Source organism: Cupriavidus sp. WGlv3 (assembly GCF_023952475.1).
In the GTDB taxonomy this organism is placed as follows: Bacteria; Pseudomonadota; Gammaproteobacteria; order Burkholderiales; family Burkholderiaceae; genus Cupriavidus; species Cupriavidus phytorum.
This window is the reverse complement of record NZ_JALHRX010000014.1, coordinates 98,918-114,531: the sequence shown is the minus strand read 5'-3', so window position 1 is coordinate 114,531 and position 15,614 is coordinate 98,918. Positions and strand designations below refer to the sequence as shown.

At 66.8% G+C, this 15,614-nt stretch carries 16 protein-coding genes; 8 read left to right on the top strand and 8 right to left on the bottom strand.

Annotation, left to right across the window (positions count from 1 at the left end):
* Nucleotides 1-77 precede the first annotated feature (77 nt).
* Nucleotides 78-1,025, top strand: coding sequence for a carbohydrate kinase family protein (locus MKD38_RS21790; RefSeq protein ID WP_252679951.1), 948 nt, complete (start codon nucleotides 78-80; stop codon nucleotides 1,023-1,025).
* 38 nt (nucleotides 1,026-1,063) lie between these two features.
* Nucleotides 1,064-1,540 (top strand): outer membrane lipoprotein, encoded by a 477-nt coding sequence (locus tag MKD38_RS21785; RefSeq protein WP_252679949.1) that lies wholly within the window; start codon nucleotides 1,064-1,066, stop codon nucleotides 1,538-1,540.
* Between the two features lie 271 nt (nucleotides 1,541-1,811).
* Here MKD38_RS21785 and MKD38_RS21780 read toward each other — a convergent pair whose 3' ends face one another.
* Together MKD38_RS21780 and MKD38_RS21775 are read right to left on the bottom strand one after the other, a co-directional pair.
* On the bottom strand, nucleotides 1,812-2,390 hold the full coding sequence (locus tag MKD38_RS21780; RefSeq protein WP_115704777.1) for a histone H1-like DNA-binding protein: 579 nt from the start codon (nucleotides 2,388-2,390) through the stop codon (nucleotides 1,812-1,814).
* Between the two features lie 37 nt (nucleotides 2,391-2,427).
* Complete coding sequence (locus tag MKD38_RS21775; protein ID WP_240072619.1) at nucleotides 2,428-2,688, bottom strand: hypothetical protein; 261 nt, start codon at nucleotides 2,686-2,688, stop codon at nucleotides 2,428-2,430.
* A gap of 1,208 nt (nucleotides 2,689-3,896) precedes the next feature.
* Between MKD38_RS21775 and MKD38_RS21770 the strand changes: the two genes are divergently transcribed.
* The gene (locus MKD38_RS21770; protein WP_252679947.1) at nucleotides 3,897-4,361 is read left to right on the top strand and encodes a DUF2147 domain-containing protein; all 465 of its coding nucleotides are present in this window, start codon (nucleotides 3,897-3,899) and stop codon (nucleotides 4,359-4,361) included.
* A 126-nt stretch (nucleotides 4,362-4,487) separates the two neighbouring features.
* Here the strand turns inward: MKD38_RS21770 and MKD38_RS21765 are convergent, their stop codons facing one another.
* Together MKD38_RS21765 and MKD38_RS21760 are read right to left on the bottom strand one after the other, a co-directional pair.
* Nucleotides 4,488-6,593, bottom strand: a complete 2,106-nt coding sequence (locus MKD38_RS21765) for a TonB-dependent receptor (protein WP_252679928.1) — start codon at nucleotides 6,591-6,593, stop codon at nucleotides 4,488-4,490.
* A gap of 176 nt (nucleotides 6,594-6,769) precedes the next feature.
* Nucleotides 6,770-7,642: a LysR family transcriptional regulator gene (locus MKD38_RS21760; protein WP_115704785.1), complete on the bottom strand. Its 873-nt coding sequence runs from the start codon at nucleotides 7,640-7,642 to the stop codon at nucleotides 6,770-6,772.
* Between the two features lie 131 nt (nucleotides 7,643-7,773).
* On the opposite strand from MKD38_RS21760, the gene MKD38_RS21755 reads away from it, so the two are divergent.
* Both MKD38_RS21755 and MKD38_RS21750 read left to right on the top strand, forming a co-directional pair.
* A complete protein-coding gene (locus MKD38_RS21755) occupies nucleotides 7,774-8,166 on the top strand; it encodes a tautomerase family protein (protein ID WP_252679919.1) in 393 nt (130 codons plus the stop codon).
* 232 nt (nucleotides 8,167-8,398) lie between these two features.
* Nucleotides 8,399-9,184 (top strand): aldo/keto reductase, encoded by a 786-nt coding sequence (locus MKD38_RS21750; protein WP_252679917.1) that lies wholly within the window; start codon nucleotides 8,399-8,401, stop codon nucleotides 9,182-9,184.
* Nucleotides 9,185-9,203: 19 nt separating this feature from the next.
* Here the strand turns inward: MKD38_RS21750 and MKD38_RS21745 are convergent, their stop codons facing one another.
* Entirely contained in the window at nucleotides 9,204-9,617 is a 414-nt protein-coding gene (locus MKD38_RS21745; RefSeq protein ID WP_252679915.1) for a hypothetical protein, read from the bottom strand.
* Nucleotides 9,618-9,832: 215 nt separating this feature from the next.
* Between MKD38_RS21745 and MKD38_RS21740 the strand changes: the two genes are divergently transcribed.
* Complete coding sequence (locus tag MKD38_RS21740) at nucleotides 9,833-10,411, top strand: BPSL1445 family SYLF domain-containing lipoprotein (protein ID WP_252679913.1); 579 nt, start codon at nucleotides 9,833-9,835, stop codon at nucleotides 10,409-10,411.
* Between the two features lie 110 nt (nucleotides 10,412-10,521).
* A complete protein-coding gene (locus MKD38_RS21735) occupies nucleotides 10,522-11,421 on the top strand; it encodes a recombination-associated protein RdgC (RefSeq protein WP_018006296.1) in 900 nt (299 codons plus the stop codon).
* Between the two features lie 54 nt (nucleotides 11,422-11,475).
* Here the strand turns inward: MKD38_RS21735 and MKD38_RS21730 are convergent, their stop codons facing one another.
* Nucleotides 11,476-11,919, bottom strand: a complete 444-nt coding sequence (locus tag MKD38_RS21730; protein ID WP_018006295.1) for a thioesterase family protein — start codon at nucleotides 11,917-11,919, stop codon at nucleotides 11,476-11,478.
* Nucleotides 11,920-12,216: 297 nt separating this feature from the next.
* Here MKD38_RS21730 and MKD38_RS21725 point away from each other — a divergent pair, with 297 nt between their 5' ends.
* Nucleotides 12,217-13,209 (top strand): Bug family tripartite tricarboxylate transporter substrate binding protein, encoded by a 993-nt coding sequence (locus MKD38_RS21725; protein WP_252679906.1) that lies wholly within the window; start codon nucleotides 12,217-12,219, stop codon nucleotides 13,207-13,209.
* A gap of 35 nt (nucleotides 13,210-13,244) precedes the next feature.
* Here the strand turns inward: MKD38_RS21725 and MKD38_RS21720 are convergent, their stop codons facing one another.
* A complete protein-coding gene (locus MKD38_RS21720) occupies nucleotides 13,245-13,952 on the bottom strand; it encodes a FadR/GntR family transcriptional regulator (RefSeq protein WP_111519139.1) in 708 nt (235 codons plus the stop codon).
* A gap of 98 nt (nucleotides 13,953-14,050) precedes the next feature.
* Nucleotides 14,051-15,385 carry an MFS transporter gene (locus MKD38_RS21715; RefSeq protein WP_252679904.1) on the bottom strand — a complete coding sequence of 445 codons (1,335 nt, stop codon included), beginning with the start codon at nucleotides 15,383-15,385 and terminating at the stop codon, nucleotides 14,051-14,053.
* Nucleotides 15,386-15,614 lie beyond the last annotated feature (229 nt).

The following is a 15,614-nucleotide window of genomic DNA, read 5'->3' as shown; positions in this document are numbered from 1 at the left end:
TCTGTTTTGTGCGTTACTGCTTGTGCCCGCGAAGGGCGCCGATCCACCCGAACCCAACCCCGACACCTGGAGAGAGCATGGCCAGCCTGATCTGCGGCTCCGTCGCCTACGACACCATCATGACGTTCGACGGACGCTTCCGCGAACACATCCTGCCGGACCAGATCCACATGCTGAACGTCTCGTTCCTGGTGCCCGGCATGCGCCGCGAGTTCGGCGGCTGCGCCGGCAACATCGCCTACACGCTGAAGATGCTGGGCGGCGATCCGGTGGTGATGGCCACCGTCGGCATCGATGCCGAACCCTACCTGGAATACCTGCGCAAGCTGGCGATCCCGACCGGCCACATCCGCGTGCTGCCGGAGACCTTCACCGCGCAGGCCATGATCACCACCGACCTGGACAACAACCAGATCACCGCCTTCCATCCTGGCGCAATGAGCCAGTCGCAGCTGAACCACGTCAAGGACGCGCTAGGCGGCGACAAGGCGCCGAGCCTGGGCATCGTCGCGCCCGACAGCCGCGAAGGGATGCTGCACCACGCGCGCCAGTTCGCCGAGGCCGGTGTCCCGTTCATCTTCGACCTGGGCCAGGCCATGCCGCTGTTCAACGGCGACGACCTGCGGGAGTTCGTTGAACTCGCCAGTTACGTGACAGTCAATGACTACGAGGCGCAGGTCCTGCTGTCGCGCACCGCGTGGACCAGCGCCGAGGTTGCCGCCAAGGTTCGTGCCTTCATCGTCACGCACGGCGAGCGCGGCGCCAGCATCTATGCCGATGGCCGCCAGTACGCTATCCCGGCCGTTGCGGCCGAGCGCATCGTCGACCCGACCGGCTGCGGCGACGCCTTCCGCGGCGGCCTGCTCTTCGGCATCGAAAACGGATTAGACTGGGAAACGACCGGCCGCCTCGCATCGCTGATGGGGTCGATCAAGATCGCGCAGCAGGGTCCGCAGAACCACTGGTTGTCGCGCGAGGAAATCGGCAACCGGTTCCAGTCTGCATTCGGGTATCGCTACGCCTGAGCTGCGGCCGGCGCGTGGCGAGATTTTCGGGAACTGACATGAACAACGAGCTACGCGGCGGCGCGCTTGCCGTCCTGGGGGCCACCCTGGTTGCCACGCTGGCGGCCGGCTGCGCCACGCAATCCAATTCCAACAGCGTCTACGGCACCGGCCAGGCGCAGCGCGAGCAGACCGTGCGCTACGGCGTGGTCGAAGGCATCCGCGAGGTCACGATCCAGGGCAGCCAGAGCGGCGCCGGAACGCTGGCCGGCAGCGCCATCGGCGGCGTCGCGGCCGGCAGCACCATCGGCGGCGGCAACGGCGCGGTGGCGGCCGGCATCCTCGGCGCGATATTGGGCGGCATCGCCGGCAGCGCGGCCGAGAACAAGATCAACCAGCGCCGCGCGCTGGAGATCACCGTGCGCCTGGACAACGGCGAAATGCGCGCGATCACGCAGGAGGCCGACGAAGCCTTCCGCCCTGGCGAACGGGTGCGTCTGCTGTCCTCCGGCGGCGTGACCCGCGTCACGCACTGACGGCCACGCAGGCCCCTTACCAAAGGCGCACCCCGGGCGCCGTACCCGCAAGGGTGCGGCGCTTTTTCTTTGGCCGCTCTGGCGGCCTTGCCATGCGCTGGCGCGGCCTTCGCGTGCCCATGAAAAAACCCGCCGGGCGGTTGCCATCGGCGGGTCGGCAAGACCAGGTGTCTTGCGGACCGGATACGCGGTATCCGGTCATACAGGCACGACTTGCGTGCCGTGGTGGTTCCTTGCGGAACGGGTAGGGTCCACGCCGTGGCGGCGCAGCTTACGGACGGTTGCCCGTCGGGAACGGCCAGGCCGCAGCCGGGTTCAGCGCGGTCTTGGCAGCCGAAGCGGGAGCAACGGCAGGGGCCGCGGCAGGCTTGCCGGCAGCCTTCTTGGCAGCCGGCTTCTTGGCAGCGGCCTTCTTGGCAGCCGGCTTCTTGGCGGCAGCCTTCTTGGCCGGTGCAGCCTTCTTGGCAGCAGCCTTCTTGGCGGGCGCCTTCTTGGCAGCAGCCTTCTTGGCCGGTGCGGCCTTCTTGGCGGCGACCTTCTTCACCGCGGCCTTCTTGGCCGGTGCCTTCTTGGCGGCTGCCTTCTTGGCCGGTGCGGCCTTCTTGGCGGCGACCTTCTTCACCGCGGCCTTCTTCGCCGGTGCCTTCTTGGCGGCTGCCTTCTTGGCCGGTGCGGCCTTCTTGGCAGCGACCTTCTTCACCGCAGCCTTCTTGGCCGGTGCCTTCTTGGCGGCTGCCTTCTTGGCGGCCGGTGCAGCCTTCTTGGCGGCGACCTTCTTCACAGCAGCCTTCTTGGCGGCCGGCTTGGCGGCCTTCTTAGCCGCCGGCTTTTTCTTTGCAGCAGTTGCCATGGATAACTCCTTCACTAGAGAGTGAATATCGAATGACCTAAGTTGGCGACCCGACCGACCCGAGGCGCGCCGCAGCAGCGCGACCCCAGTCGAGCGAGCGATTCATCGGCGTGCGGCCCGACCACTGCTGCACGCTAATGAATTCGGTTGCAGGGGCACCGCCCATGGCGGTGACTTGGCGGCCGGCGCGAGCCCGCAAGCGGGTCTCGGGCACATGCCGCGCCCTGGAATATTCGATCAGCCCGCACCGCCCGTTGAGCCGGCGCGCGGCCAGAAATGAGGAGATATCGGACAGCATGCCTGCGGTGCGGGCTTGGCCTCGCGCACGGCAGGCGGCATTCATTCGGTGGTAGCGGGTCCAACCCGTTAATGGACCAAGGGAGACTGCACGCGTTTTAAGAAGCCGGTCGGGCCTGGTCTGCGTCAAAGTTCTCGTGCTCCTCAGCTACTACCTTCGTCATTGCATCGAAGCGCGCATCGCGCTTTTCGGTTCCATCTTGCTTCCTGCTTCGCTGCAATGAAGTGAGACTCTTGTCAAGGCGAATCATAATTCGTTTGCACGATGATGTTAAGAAAAAAGTGCAAAAAAACTTGCCTGCATGCATCGCTCCAACTAGTTCTCACGCGCGTCGTCACGAAGACGTTGCCGACGACATCGAAACGCGTCGCGCGCATGCCCATGTCGAGACCCACTACGCGCGCTCGCGCACACTGCGCGATGCCCCTTCGCTGACTGCGCGCGCCGCAGCTTTTACACACCGTCGCGCGTAGCGATGACAAGCCGCGCAGCATGCGCGCGACGACCATGAACAGCGCTGCCGCGTGTCCTCGCACTTTCCGAAAAGCCGCATGGACAAAGGCTTTGCGGGCGATGCACCAAGGCGCGAGCGGCGCGCGTCGAGCTGTGCGGCGGCACGCTTCAACACGCGCGCGACGCGAACACCGGCGCGCGCTCTGCATGCTTTACACACTCGACCCGGCACGCACGTGCAGCGCCGCGCTCGATGCTCGGCGACACCGGCGTCGGTCGCTGTGCGACATCATCACCGAGCGTGCGCGAGAGTGATGCGTGCACGCAACGGTTTGCATCGACGCAACGTCGCGAAGGCATCGCAAGGACATCGCGGCGGCATCGAAGCGTTGCGCTCGAGCCAAGCCGCGACGCCAGCGAAGCATCGCGGCAACACTCCGGCAATCGCTCCGGTGAGGTCGCGTCGTGCCGCTCGATCCGGAGCACGCGCGCCGCGCTTTGCGGATGCGTTCGCGCCCTCGCGAAGGACGCGGCAAAGTGCCGCGCGGTGCGTCGTACATCCGCTTAGAGGATTGCTTCAGCGGCCGTGCGCAGGCGCGTTTTGCTGCGCCACAAAAACCCGCCAACGCCCGCTGCGTGCGGCCTGGCGGGAAGCGGGCAAGCGCCGCGGAAGGGCGCGCGCCGGTCCGCGCCGGATTGCGGCCCGGCGGCTGCGCCAGTAGATTGGCGTGGCTACGGACCTCAAAGGAGACATCATGCGCAGCCCTTCCCTCATCGCCCGCACCATGCGCGCCACGGTGCTTGCCGCCACCCTGCTTGGCAGCGCCGCGGCGCTGGCGCAGGCCACGCCCACTGGCACGTGGAAGACCATCGACGACAACACCGGCAAGCCGCGCGGACTGGTGGAGATCACCGAGAAGAACGGCGTCTACAGCGGACGCCTGCTCAAAAGCTTCGTCGACAGCGACGGCAAGCCGCGCGTCTGCGACAAGTGCACCGACGCACGCAAGGACCAGCCGCTGATCGGCATGACCATCCTGTCCGGCCTGCGCAAGACCGGCGACAACGAGTGGAGCGGCGGCGAGATCCTGGACCCCGAGAACGGCAAGGTCTACAAGAGCAAGATGTCGCTCACCGAGGATGGCAACAAGCTCAACGTGCGCGGCTTCATCGGCATCAGCCTGATCGGCCGCACCCAGACCTGGGAGCGCGAGCACTGAGCGCTGCCGGCACTCAGGGTTTCTCCGGGGCATGCGGTTGCGTGACCGGCCGAAGAAGAAACAGCAGGCGAAAAAAAAACCGGGCGGTGAGGAACCGCCCGGTTTTTTTGTCCCCGATGCTGCGCTTTACATGCGGTAGCGCAGGGTGGCCATGACGCTGCGCGGAGCGCCCGGCATGTTCAGGTTGGCGTTGGTGCCGTGCGCCGAGACGATGTAGCCCTTGTCGAACAGGTTGTACACGTTCAGCTGGGCCTCGAAGGCACCGCGGCGGTACCAGGCCATCGCGTCGGCGGTGACGTAGCCGGGCAGGGTCACGGTGTTCTGCGGGTCGGCATAGCGCGCACCGACCAGGTTGGCGCCGAGGCCGACACCGAAGCCGTGGCCCAGGTCCTTGGTCACCCACAGGTTGCCGGAGTGGCGCGGCGTGATGGTGGCGCGCTTGCCTTGCAGCGCGGCGCTGGACTTGGTGATGGTGGCGTCCAGGTAGGCGTAGCCGGCCAGCATGCGCCAGCCGCTACCCAGCTCGGCCGCGCCGGAGAGTTCCACGCCGTCGGTGCGCTGCTCGCCGATCGGCAGCAACGCCGTGTTGGTGGCGTTGGCGACCTTGATATTGCTGCGCTCCAGGCGGAACAGCGAGATCGTGGTGCTGGCCTTGCCGTTCAGCCAGTCGTATTTGGCGCCCACCTCGGTGTTGTTGGTGGTCTCCGGCGACAGGTCGGCATTGTTGGCCGCCAGCGCAAAGGCCTCGCCCGACGGCTGGAACGACTTGCTCCACGACACGTAGTACGACTGGGTCTTGCTCGGCTGCCACACCAGGCCGGCACGCGGGCTCCAGGCGGAGTCGCTGCGCGACAGGTCGCGCTGGCCGGCGATGCGGTTGCGGGTTTCCTGCTGGAAGTTGTCGTAGCGCACCCCGACCAGCGCCTTCCACTGCTCGCTGAAGGTGATCATGTCCTGGGTGTAGAACGCCAGCGTGTCGAAGATGCCCAGGTTCGAGGTGGTCGGGTTGCCCGGCGCCAGGCGCGGCAGCACCGGCAGCACCGGGTTGAACAGGTCGAAGGTGCCCGGCACCGGCTTGGTGTTGTTGATCTGGTCCTTGTTCTGCTGGCCGATCTCCATGCCGTACAGGATCTCGTGCTTGGTGCCGAGGATCGTCGCCTTCTGGATCAGGTCGGTCTGGTTGAACCAGCCATGTTCCTCACGGCGGACATTGCCGTGGTTCATGGTCAGGGTCTGCGCCGCTTCGTTGACCGCGGCGGTCAGCGTGTTGTTGCGGTCGAGCGAGTAGTGGTAGTAGCGCGTGGCATTGCGGATCGACCAGTTCTCATTGAAGCGATGGTTGATCGTGGCGGTGCCGGAGAACACACGCGACTGCGAGTAGTCGGCGTCGCGCGCGTTGGCCGCGCCGTAGTAGCGCGACGCGGGCACGTCCACCGGCCGCCCGCGGTACGCCGGGATGCCGAAGTCGGTGACGCGGCGGTCTTCCAGGTAGTCGGCCTGGAACAGCACGGTGGTCTCGGGCGCGACGCGCAGCTCCAGCGACGGCGCGATCGCAGCGCGGTCCAGGAACTGCTGCGAGCGGTAGCTGTTGGCCTTCTGCACCGCGCCCGTGATACGGAACGCCGCGGCGCCGTCGGCGAACACGCGGCCAACGTCGGCTTCGGCGCGGCGGTCGGCCCACATTCCGTAGCTGAGCGCGAAGTCGGTGACGTCGATGCCCGGCTTCTTGGTCACGCGGTTGATCAGGCCGCCCGATGAACCGCGCCCGTACAGCACCGCGGCCGGTCCCTTGATGACTTCGACCCGGTCGACGTTGGACATGTCGCGGAAGTACAGCGCATCGTCGCGGATGCCGTCGACGAACTGGTCGGCGATGGCGGTGAAGCCGCGGATCGAGACCTGGTCGCGCTGTCCGTCGCCGTGCGAGAACGACACGCCCGGCACGTTCTTCAGCGCGTCCTGCATCGAGGTGGCGTGCTGGTCGCGCATGACCTCGGCGGTGACCACGTTGACGGTTTGCGGCACGTCGCGCAGCGGCGCTTCGGTCTTGGTCGCGCTGACCGCGTTGGGCGGGTTGTAGCCCGCGCCCAGCTCACGGCTGACGTCCGCCTTGACGGTGACCTCCGGCAACTGCGCCGGCGTCGCCGGTGTGGACTGCGCCCACACCAGCATCGGTTGAAAAACGAAGCTCCCCGCCACCGCGGCACATATCGGGTGAAGTTTTATTCTCATGGCCTGTAATCGACTGTAATAACTTGAAAAAGCCGGCGAATTATCGATTACGGAATTGTCATGGTCAACGAGATTGCGAATTATTCCTATTCCCAATCCGGATATGTTGCTTTCAACACAACGCACCCACTGGCGTCGGCCGATTTGTGATCCTTTTCTGACTTGGAGCGGCCCCGCTAGGCCAGTTGTGCAGCCAGCGCATCGCGCGCTTGCGCAATGAAGGCCGACTCCCCTCGCCGCGCTGGCAGAAGAAAGAACTCCGCTTCGGGCAGCCGCGGCAATCCCAGCCGCGCGACGGTGGCGGCGTCCAGCGGCGCCACGCCCGGCCCGATCGCCGACGCGTTCAGGCATGACACGCCCAGCCCCGCCGCCAGCGCCAGATGCAGTCCGGCCACGCCGGACGCGGAGTGCGCGATCTCGAACGGCACCCGCTTGCGCAGCAGCCGCTGCACCACGTACTGGTGCAGCGAACAGGTATCGGGCAGCAGCACCAGTGGCAGGGTCGCCGGCAGGCTGTCGGCCTCGGCCGGTGCCGCGACCCAGGCGAGGGGCTCGCGACGCAGCACTGTGCCACGCGCGGCCGGCCCGCGCGTCCCTGGCAGTCGCATGCTGAGGCCGATATCGAAGGTGTCACGCTCGGCGGCGGCATCGATCGCCGCGCTCTTCATCACCGTCACGTGCAGGCGCAGGTACGGATAGCGCTCGCGCAGGCGCCGCAGCATGCCGGCAATCTCGCCGGGGCGGAAATAGTCGGTCACCGCCAGGCGCAACTCGCCTTCCAGCGCGTGGCCGCGCAGCTCCTGCAAGGCCAGCTCATTCAGGTCAAGGATGCGCCGCGCGTGCGCCAGCAGCCGCTGCCCGGCCGGTGTCGGCTGCGCGCCGTGGCGGCCGCGCGTCAGCAGCGGCACGCCGGCGCGCTCTTCCAGCTTGCGCAGTTGCTCGCTGACCGATGACTGCGAGAGGAACAGCCTGGGCGCCGCGGCCGACAGGCTGCCGCTGTCGGCAACCGTCACGAAGGTGCGCAACTGGTCGGTGTCGAAGCCACGCATGGCAAGCCTCCAGGCAGGGTTGGAATCATTTCGGCATAGCCGATGGAAGGCATCGGTTATTCCCGCTTTTCCGATACTACACCACGCCCTACCATGGCTTCACCAAACCGCTCAAACCCAAGGAGCCCGCCATGCCCCACATCGTCCTGCACCTGTCCGGCCAGCCCGATGCCGACCTCACCCGCCGCAGCGCCAGGGCCATCGCCGACCTGACCGAGCGCGTGCTCGGCAAGCAGCGCGACGTCATCGCCGTGACGGTCCAGTACATCCCGCACGACAGCTGGATCATCGCCGACGCGCCGCTGTCCGTGCAGGGCCGCAATGCCTTCCACCTGGATATCAGCGTGACCGATGAAACCAACACCAAGGCGGAGAAGGCGCAGTTCATCGCGGCCGTGTTCGAGACCATGTCCGGCCTGCTGGGCAAGCTGCATCCGGTCTCCTACGTCCATGTGATCGACGCCCGCGCCGCGGCCTATGGCTACGGCGGGCGCACGCAGGAGTATCGCCACCAGCACCGGTGAACGTGACCAGCTCCTGATCGTAATGGCAGCAGCCACCGCGAGTCCTACCGCGATATCTTCGCGGTCACGCTGATCAAGACCGGCGCGGTGTTCTTCGTCATCGCGCTGTATTTTCTGACCGGACTGGTTTGAAGCATTCCCGGCGCGCGCGGGTTGTACATTGCCGGTGTTGTTAACTAGTGTGGTTGGGTGCCGCCGGGCGCCCGGCCCCGGCCAACCTGGAAGCCAAGCGATGAAGCAAGTCACCCTGCCCGACGGCCAGCGCGTCCCGGCGCTCGGCATGGGCACATGGAATATGGGCGAGTCGCCCGCCGCGCGCGCGGAAGAAATTGCCACGCTGCGCCTGGGGCTGGACCTGGGCCTGCGCCTGATCGATACCGCCGAGATGTACGGCGAGGGCCAGTCCGAGGCCATGATCGGCGAGGCCATCTCCGGCCGGCGCGACCAGGCCTTCCTGGTCAGCAAGGTCTACCCGTTCAACGCCAGCCGGCGCGGCACGGTGCAGGCGTGCGAGCGCAGCCTGCAGCGGCTGGGCACCGACCGCATCGACCTGTACCTGTTGCACTGGCGCGGCGGCGTGCCGCTGGAAGAGACCGTGCAGGCCATGGAGGCGCTGCAGCGCGACGGCAAGATCCGCCACTGGGGCGTCAGCAACCTGGACCTGTCCGATATGCAGGAATTGTGGGACGTGCCGGGCGGCGGCCGCGGGGACCTGTTGCCGTGGCTGCGCCAGCGCGGCGTGCCGGTGATGGCCTATTCCCCGATCGAGCAGTCGCGCCTGCTGGGCCATCCCGGGCTCAAGCGCTTCGCGCGCGACCACGGCATGAGCGCGGCACAGGCGGCACTGGCGTGGCTGCTGGCGCAGGACGGCGTCATCGCCATCCCCAAGACCAGCCGGCGCGAGCGCCTGCAGGAAAACCTGGAGGCGCTGTCGAAGACATTGTCGCCGGCGCAGCTGGCCGAGATCGACCGCATCTTCCCGCCGCCCGACGGCCCGGCGCCGCTGGAAATGCTCTGAGCCGGCGGCGGGCCCGCCGTCAGTTCTGGCGGGCCAGGTAGCGCTCGCGCTCGACGTAGCGCACCAGGTAATTGCGCGCCTTGTCGCGGGTGTCGCTGGTCACGCGCGCCGCAGCCTGGCGCGCGCTGCTCTTGCCGTGTGACGACGACATCTGTGCATTGAGATAACTGCGGAACGACTGGTGCATCGCGTCCAGTTCCGGCTGGCACGCCGACAGCGCCAGGTCGGCCACGTCTTTGGACTGGCCCTTGGCCGACAGGTTGTCGTTGGCCTTCTTCTGCGTGCAATCCATGTATTTGGCGCGCAGGGTCTGCCATTCGCTGCCGGTGTCGGCCGCCGGAGCCGATGCCGCGGCGTCAGTGGAAATCCCCGGGGGCTGGGAGGCGCAGGCGGCCAGCAGAAGCAGCGGCAAGGCAGTGAGAAGTTTCTTCATGACTCATCAAGATGCGGTGACGGCGCAGCGACGGTCACATGGTAGCCATAAGCCAGCCATGGGACGTACCGGGCGCAAGGCCCATTATTCTTGCCGCGAACGGCCGTCTTGCACCACCTTCGTCACAAATGGAAACGACTCGTTGTCCTGAATCATTTGCCCGGGTGATTTCGGCGCCTATGCTTCAAAGGCGACAACAACACCAAGGAGACGAGATGAAACGTCGAACCTTCCTTTCGGCCAGCGCGGGTCTGGCCCTCGGCACGCTGGCCACCGGCGCGTGCACCACCACCAAGCCCGACGCGCCCGCCGACAAGGCCGCGCGCCGGCGTGAACTGGATTCCGGCGCGGACGCCACGCTGTCGCGCCTGTACAGCTCGGTCAACGGTTCGCGCGAGCTGGGCAGCCGCGCGCGCGGCATCCTGGTGTTCCCGAAGACCCTGTCGGCGGGCTTTATCGTCGGCGGCGAGTATGGCGACGGCGCGCTGCGCTCGGGTGGCGGCACGCGCGGCTATTACCGGCTGGTCTCCGGCTCGGTCGGCTGGCAGATCGGGGCGCAGTCCAAGGCCGTGATCCTGATGTTCATGACGCAGGACGCCTACGACAAGTTCGTGCGCAGCAGCGGCTGGACCGCGGGCGTGGATGCCACCGTCGCGCTGGCCACGATTGGCGCAAACGGCGTGCTCGACACCAACACCGCGCAGCAGCCCATCGTCGGCTTCGTGCTGACCAATGCCGGCCTGATGGCGGGCCTGAGCTTCGAAGGCAGCAAGATCACCAGGCTCGACCTGTAAAGCGGGGCTTGCGGTCATCCGCCGCGCGGCCCATGTGCCGTGCGGCGGCCCACTTTTTCGCGGCCGCGCGTCGCGAGCGGATAGAATTCGTCCCTTTGGCCGAATTCCCCATGTGGTTCAAGAATCTGCAGGTCCATCGTTTCTCCGCCCCGTGGTCGCCCAGCGCCGACGAGGTCGAAGCCAGCCTGGCAAAGCACGCCTTCTTTCCCGGCACCAGCCTCGAGATGCAGACGCAGGGCTGGGCCTCGCCGCGCGACAACGGCCAGCTGGTCCACACCGTCGGCCGCCAGATGCTGCTGACGCTGCGCACCGAAAAGAAGCTGCTGCCCACCACCGTGGTCAACCAGGTCACGCGCGCCCGCGCCGCCGAGATCGAAGAGCAGCAAGGCTACAAGCCGGGCCGCAAGCAAATGAAGGAACTGAAGGAGCAGGTCACCGAAGAGCTGCTGCCGCGCGCCTTCAGCATCCGTCGCGACACGCGCGTATGGATCGATCCTGACAACGGCTGGCTCGCCATCGATGCCGCCGCCGCGGCCAAGGCCGATGAAGTGCGCGGCATGCTGTTCAAGGCGCTGGACCCGCTGCCGTTGATCAACCTGCACGTCAACCAGTCGCCGGTGGCGGCCATGACCGAATGGCTGGCCGGCGATGCGGCCCCCGCCGGCTTTACCGTCGACCAGGAAATCGAGCTGCAGTCCGGCGCCGAAAGCAAGGCCACGGTCCGCTACGTGCGCCACCCGCTCGACCCCGAAGACCTGCGCCGCCATATCGCCGCCGGCAAGCGCTGCACGCGCCTGGCGATGACCTGGAACGACCGCGTCTCGTTCGTGCTGACCGACGGGCTGGTGGTCAAGAAAGTCGCGCCGCTCGACGTGATCAAGGAACAGGCCGACGGCACCGCGCACGATGAAGACGAGCGCTTCGACGCGGACTTCACCATGATGGCCGGCGAGCTGTCCGGCATGCTGGTCGACCTGACCGAGGCGCTTGGCGGCGAGCGCAAGGCCTGAGCCGGCTCCTTCCCAAACAGGTGGCGCTGTCTGCGGACCGCGCCACGCCAGCGGCTATTCCACCCAGTTCACCTTCGGGAAGCGCCCGGCGAATCCCGCCGGCATCGCCACCACCCGCTTGGCCACGTAGTCGAAGAAGACAAAGCCCGACTTGGCCATCGCGATCAACGCGCCATCGGCCGGCCGCGTAATGCGGAAGATGATGTCGCCGCCGTACTTGTTGAAGTCCATCACGCCCACCTCGAACAGCAACTGGTCGCGCGCATGGGCCTCGTTGCGGTACATCGTCGCCAGGTCGGTGACGATGATGCCGACGCCTTCCTCGCGCACATCCTCGCTGCCGAATTCGAACAGGAACCGCGCCCGCGCCTCCGAAATCATTGAGATCATCGAATCATTGGCAAGGTGGTTGGCCGAATTGATGTCCGTCACGCGCACAGTGAGGTGCGTGGCGTAGCAAAGCTGGTCGGCGGGCAGGTCGAGTTTCAGGCGAGCCATGAGGGTTCAAGCAGGAAATGGATCAAGCGCCGCACGGACCGGACTGACTGAACGCGCCCGCAGCGGCGGCGCCATCATAAGCGATGCCGCGGTTCGGATTGCGGCGCGGCCCGCATCCAGCATCCCCTCCTGCGCAAACCCGATCCGGGTAACTACTCCCCACCGTTTTCGTCCATCCCGCCGATGCCTCGACGCATCGCGGCCTCGTACGCTGCGCCTTGCCGTGGCCACCGGCGCACCGATCCACCTACGCCAGGGCCGCCTGCCGACACGACGTCAACCACTGGAGGAAACACCATGCAAGCCGACCGCCGCAAGGCCCTGCACTGGCTGGGAGCCGGATCCCTGGCCGCCGCCGCTTCAACCCTGGGCATCGGCCCGGCCCGGGCCCAGCAGTCCTGGCCGGCGCGTCCGGTGCGGCTGGTCGTGCCCTACCCGCCCGGCGGCGCCACCGACGTGCTGGCGCGCGCGCTGGGTGACCCGCTGGGCAAGCTGTGGCAGCGCCCGGTGATCGTCGAGAACCGTCCCGGCGTGGGCGGCATGATCGGCGCCGACGTGGTCGCCAAGGCGCAGCCGGACGGCTACACGCTCCTGCTCGGCCTGCCCAGCCTGGTGCAGACCCCTTATATGGTGGCGAAGCCGCCGTTCGACCCGCTGCGCGACCTGACCGCGATCGGCCAGCTGTGCACCTCCAGCCTGGTGCTGACCGCCAGCAGCGCCATGCCGCGCACGCTGCCGCAAATGGTGGCCCAGGCCAAGTCCCAGCCGGACAAGTTTTCCTATGGCACCTATGGCATCGGCACCGGCGCCCACCTCTACATGCAGGTGTTCCTGAAGAATGCCGGCGCCCAGCTGGTCCACGTGCCTTACAAGGGCGAAGCGCCGATCGCCACCGACCTGATCGGCGGCCAGATCTCGCTGGGCACGCTGTCGCCGATGACGGTGCGCCAGCATGCGCGCACCGGCAAGCTGCAGCCGCTGGCAGTGACCGGCAACACCCGCGCACCGATGCTGCCCGATGTCCCCACCTTCCAGGAACTCGGCTACAAGGGCCTGGACGGCCCGGCGTGGCTGGGCCTGTTCACCACGGCCGGCACGCCGCAGGCCATCGTCGACAAGATCTCGGCCGACGTGGAAACGGTGATGGCTGCGCCCGACATCCGCCAGCGGCTGGGGGACCTGGGACTGATCGTCAAGACCACGCAGCCGGCGGCTTTCGCGGCGACGACGCGTGCCGACCAGGCGTACTGGGGCAATGTGATCAAGGAAAACAATATTCGGCTGGATTGAGGCGTGGCGCGACCGGCGTCCGTTCGCGCCGGAGCTCACTCATCCTTTTCGTCGCCGGTAGGGAAATGCACGCCGGCCCGGCGTGCCGCCAACATGATGTGACGCTCCATCGCACGCTGCGCCTGTTCCGGCTGGCGCGCGGCCAGCGCCTCGATGATGGCGCTGTGCTCGAGGAAGGTGGCGTTGCGCGCGCCGCGCCGGTAGTACGGCAGGCGCTGGCTCTCGCGCATCACCTCGGCGCTTTCGCGCAGGATCTCGCGGATGACCTGGTTGCCAGACACTGTGACGATCAGCGTGTGGAACTCATAGTCCAGCTGCGAGGCCTCGTCGTAGGCATCGGCCTCGATCGCCCGCTGCATGGTGGCCGCGTTCTGGCGCAGCTGCTCGATTTCGCCGGCGGAGATGGCCAGCGCGGCCAGCCGCGCGGTCAGCCCTTCCAGCGCAAAGCGCAGCTGGTAGATATCGATCAGCGAATGCGTGGCGGCAAAGCGCCACGGCGGCGTGGCTGCGGCGCTGTCACCGGCAGCGGTCACATAGACGCCCTTGCCCGGACGCGACACCACCACGCCCATGCCCTGCAGGGTGGAGATCGCCTCGCGCAATGACGCGCGGCTGATGCCGACCTTCGCCGCCAGTTCCCGCTGCGCCGGCAGCAGCGTGCCCGCGGGGAACGTGCCGTCGCGCACCCATTGCTGGATAAGGCTGACGGCCTGGTTGGCGACGGAGGCGGAAGATCCTGTCATACGTGCGGGGAAAACCAGTAAGGGGACGCTTAACGGAAAGCCAGGGCGCAGGGCCGGCTGCCGGAAATTCTAGCCGACAATCCGGCCCGCCCCGCCCCTTACTTGTTGACCAGTTTGGCCGGCACCGAGTAAGTCAGCAACGCGCCGCACAGCAGCACCGCCGCCAGCACGAACATCGCGGCATCGGTGCTCTGGGTGGCATCCTTGATCAGCCCGATCATGTACGGGCTGATAAAGCCGGCAAGGTTGGCGAACGAGTTGATCAGCGCAATCCCCGCCGCGGCGCCCACGCCCGACAGAATCGAGGTGGGCAGGCTCCAGAACAGCGGCGACGTGGCCAGGCTGCCGCCGGCCGCCAACGCCAGCGCGGCGAGCGACAGCGCGGTGTTGTGGCTGAACACGGCGCTCAGCACCAGGCCCGTGGCCGCGCAGCAGAAGGGCACGATCAGATGCCAGCGGCGTTCGCGCATGCGGTCCGAACTGCGGCTGACCAGGATCATCGAACACACCGCCACGCCGAACGGGATCGCGGTCAGCAGGCCCACGTCCAGCACGCTTTTCACCCCGGTCTGCTTGATCAGCGTGGGCAGCCAGAAGGTCAGCCCGTACTGGCCCATCACCGTGCAGAAGCAGATCATCGTCATTTGCAGCACGCGCGGGTCGGTCACCACATTGCGCAGCGACATGTGCGCGCTCTTATGTGCGTTCTCCGCGGCGATATTACGCTCCAGCAGCGCCTTTTCGTCCGCCGTCAGCCAGCGCGCGGACTGGATGTTGTTGTCCAGGTACCAGAGCACGGCCACGCCCACCAGCAGCGACGGCACCGCCTCGATCACGAACATCCATTGCCAGCCACGCAGGCCGTTGACGCCGTGCATGGCTTCCATGACCCAACCCGACAGCGGCCCGCCGAAGATGCCCGAGATCGGGATCGCAGCCATGAACAGCGCCACCATGCGCGCGCGCCGGTGCGACGGGAACCAGTAGGTCAGGTACAGGATCATGCCGGGATAGAAGCCGGCCTCGGCCGCGCCCAGCAGGAAGCGCAGCACGTAGAACTGCGTGCTGGTCTGCACGAACATCATCGCCGCGGAGATCAGGCTCCACAGGATCATGATGCGCGAGATCGTGGCCTTGGCGCCGATGCGGTGCATCAGCAGGTTGCTGGGCACCTCGAAAAAGAAATAACCGATAAAGAACAAGCCCGCGCCCAGGCCGTAGACCGCCTCGCTGAACTGCAGGTCGGCCAGCATGTTCAGCTTGGCAAAGCCCACGTTGACCCGGTCCAGATAGGCCACCACATAGCACAGCATCAGGAACGGCAGCAGCCGCCAGGCCACCTTGCGGTACACCGCGTCCTCCCTGGCCTGGGCGTGCGCCTGCGGCGCGGCTATGCCGTCCGGGCCGGCATGCGCGGTTTCTGTCGGAATCATGGAAGTCTCCTTGGTTGTTCGAGTCATCGACGCCATCCGGCTACGGCCGGCTCATCGTCATACCGGTCTGACCAATAGATGCCGAATGGTAGGGAGGCCCCTTGCCGGTGTCAAGGCGATGCGATGTGGGGGAAAGCCCGGATACGTGCGCAATTAGCGAAACAACGGCCGCTGATCGGCTTGTGCTCCGCCGTGACTTGCTGCAGAATCCGGCTCAACTGGTCTGACC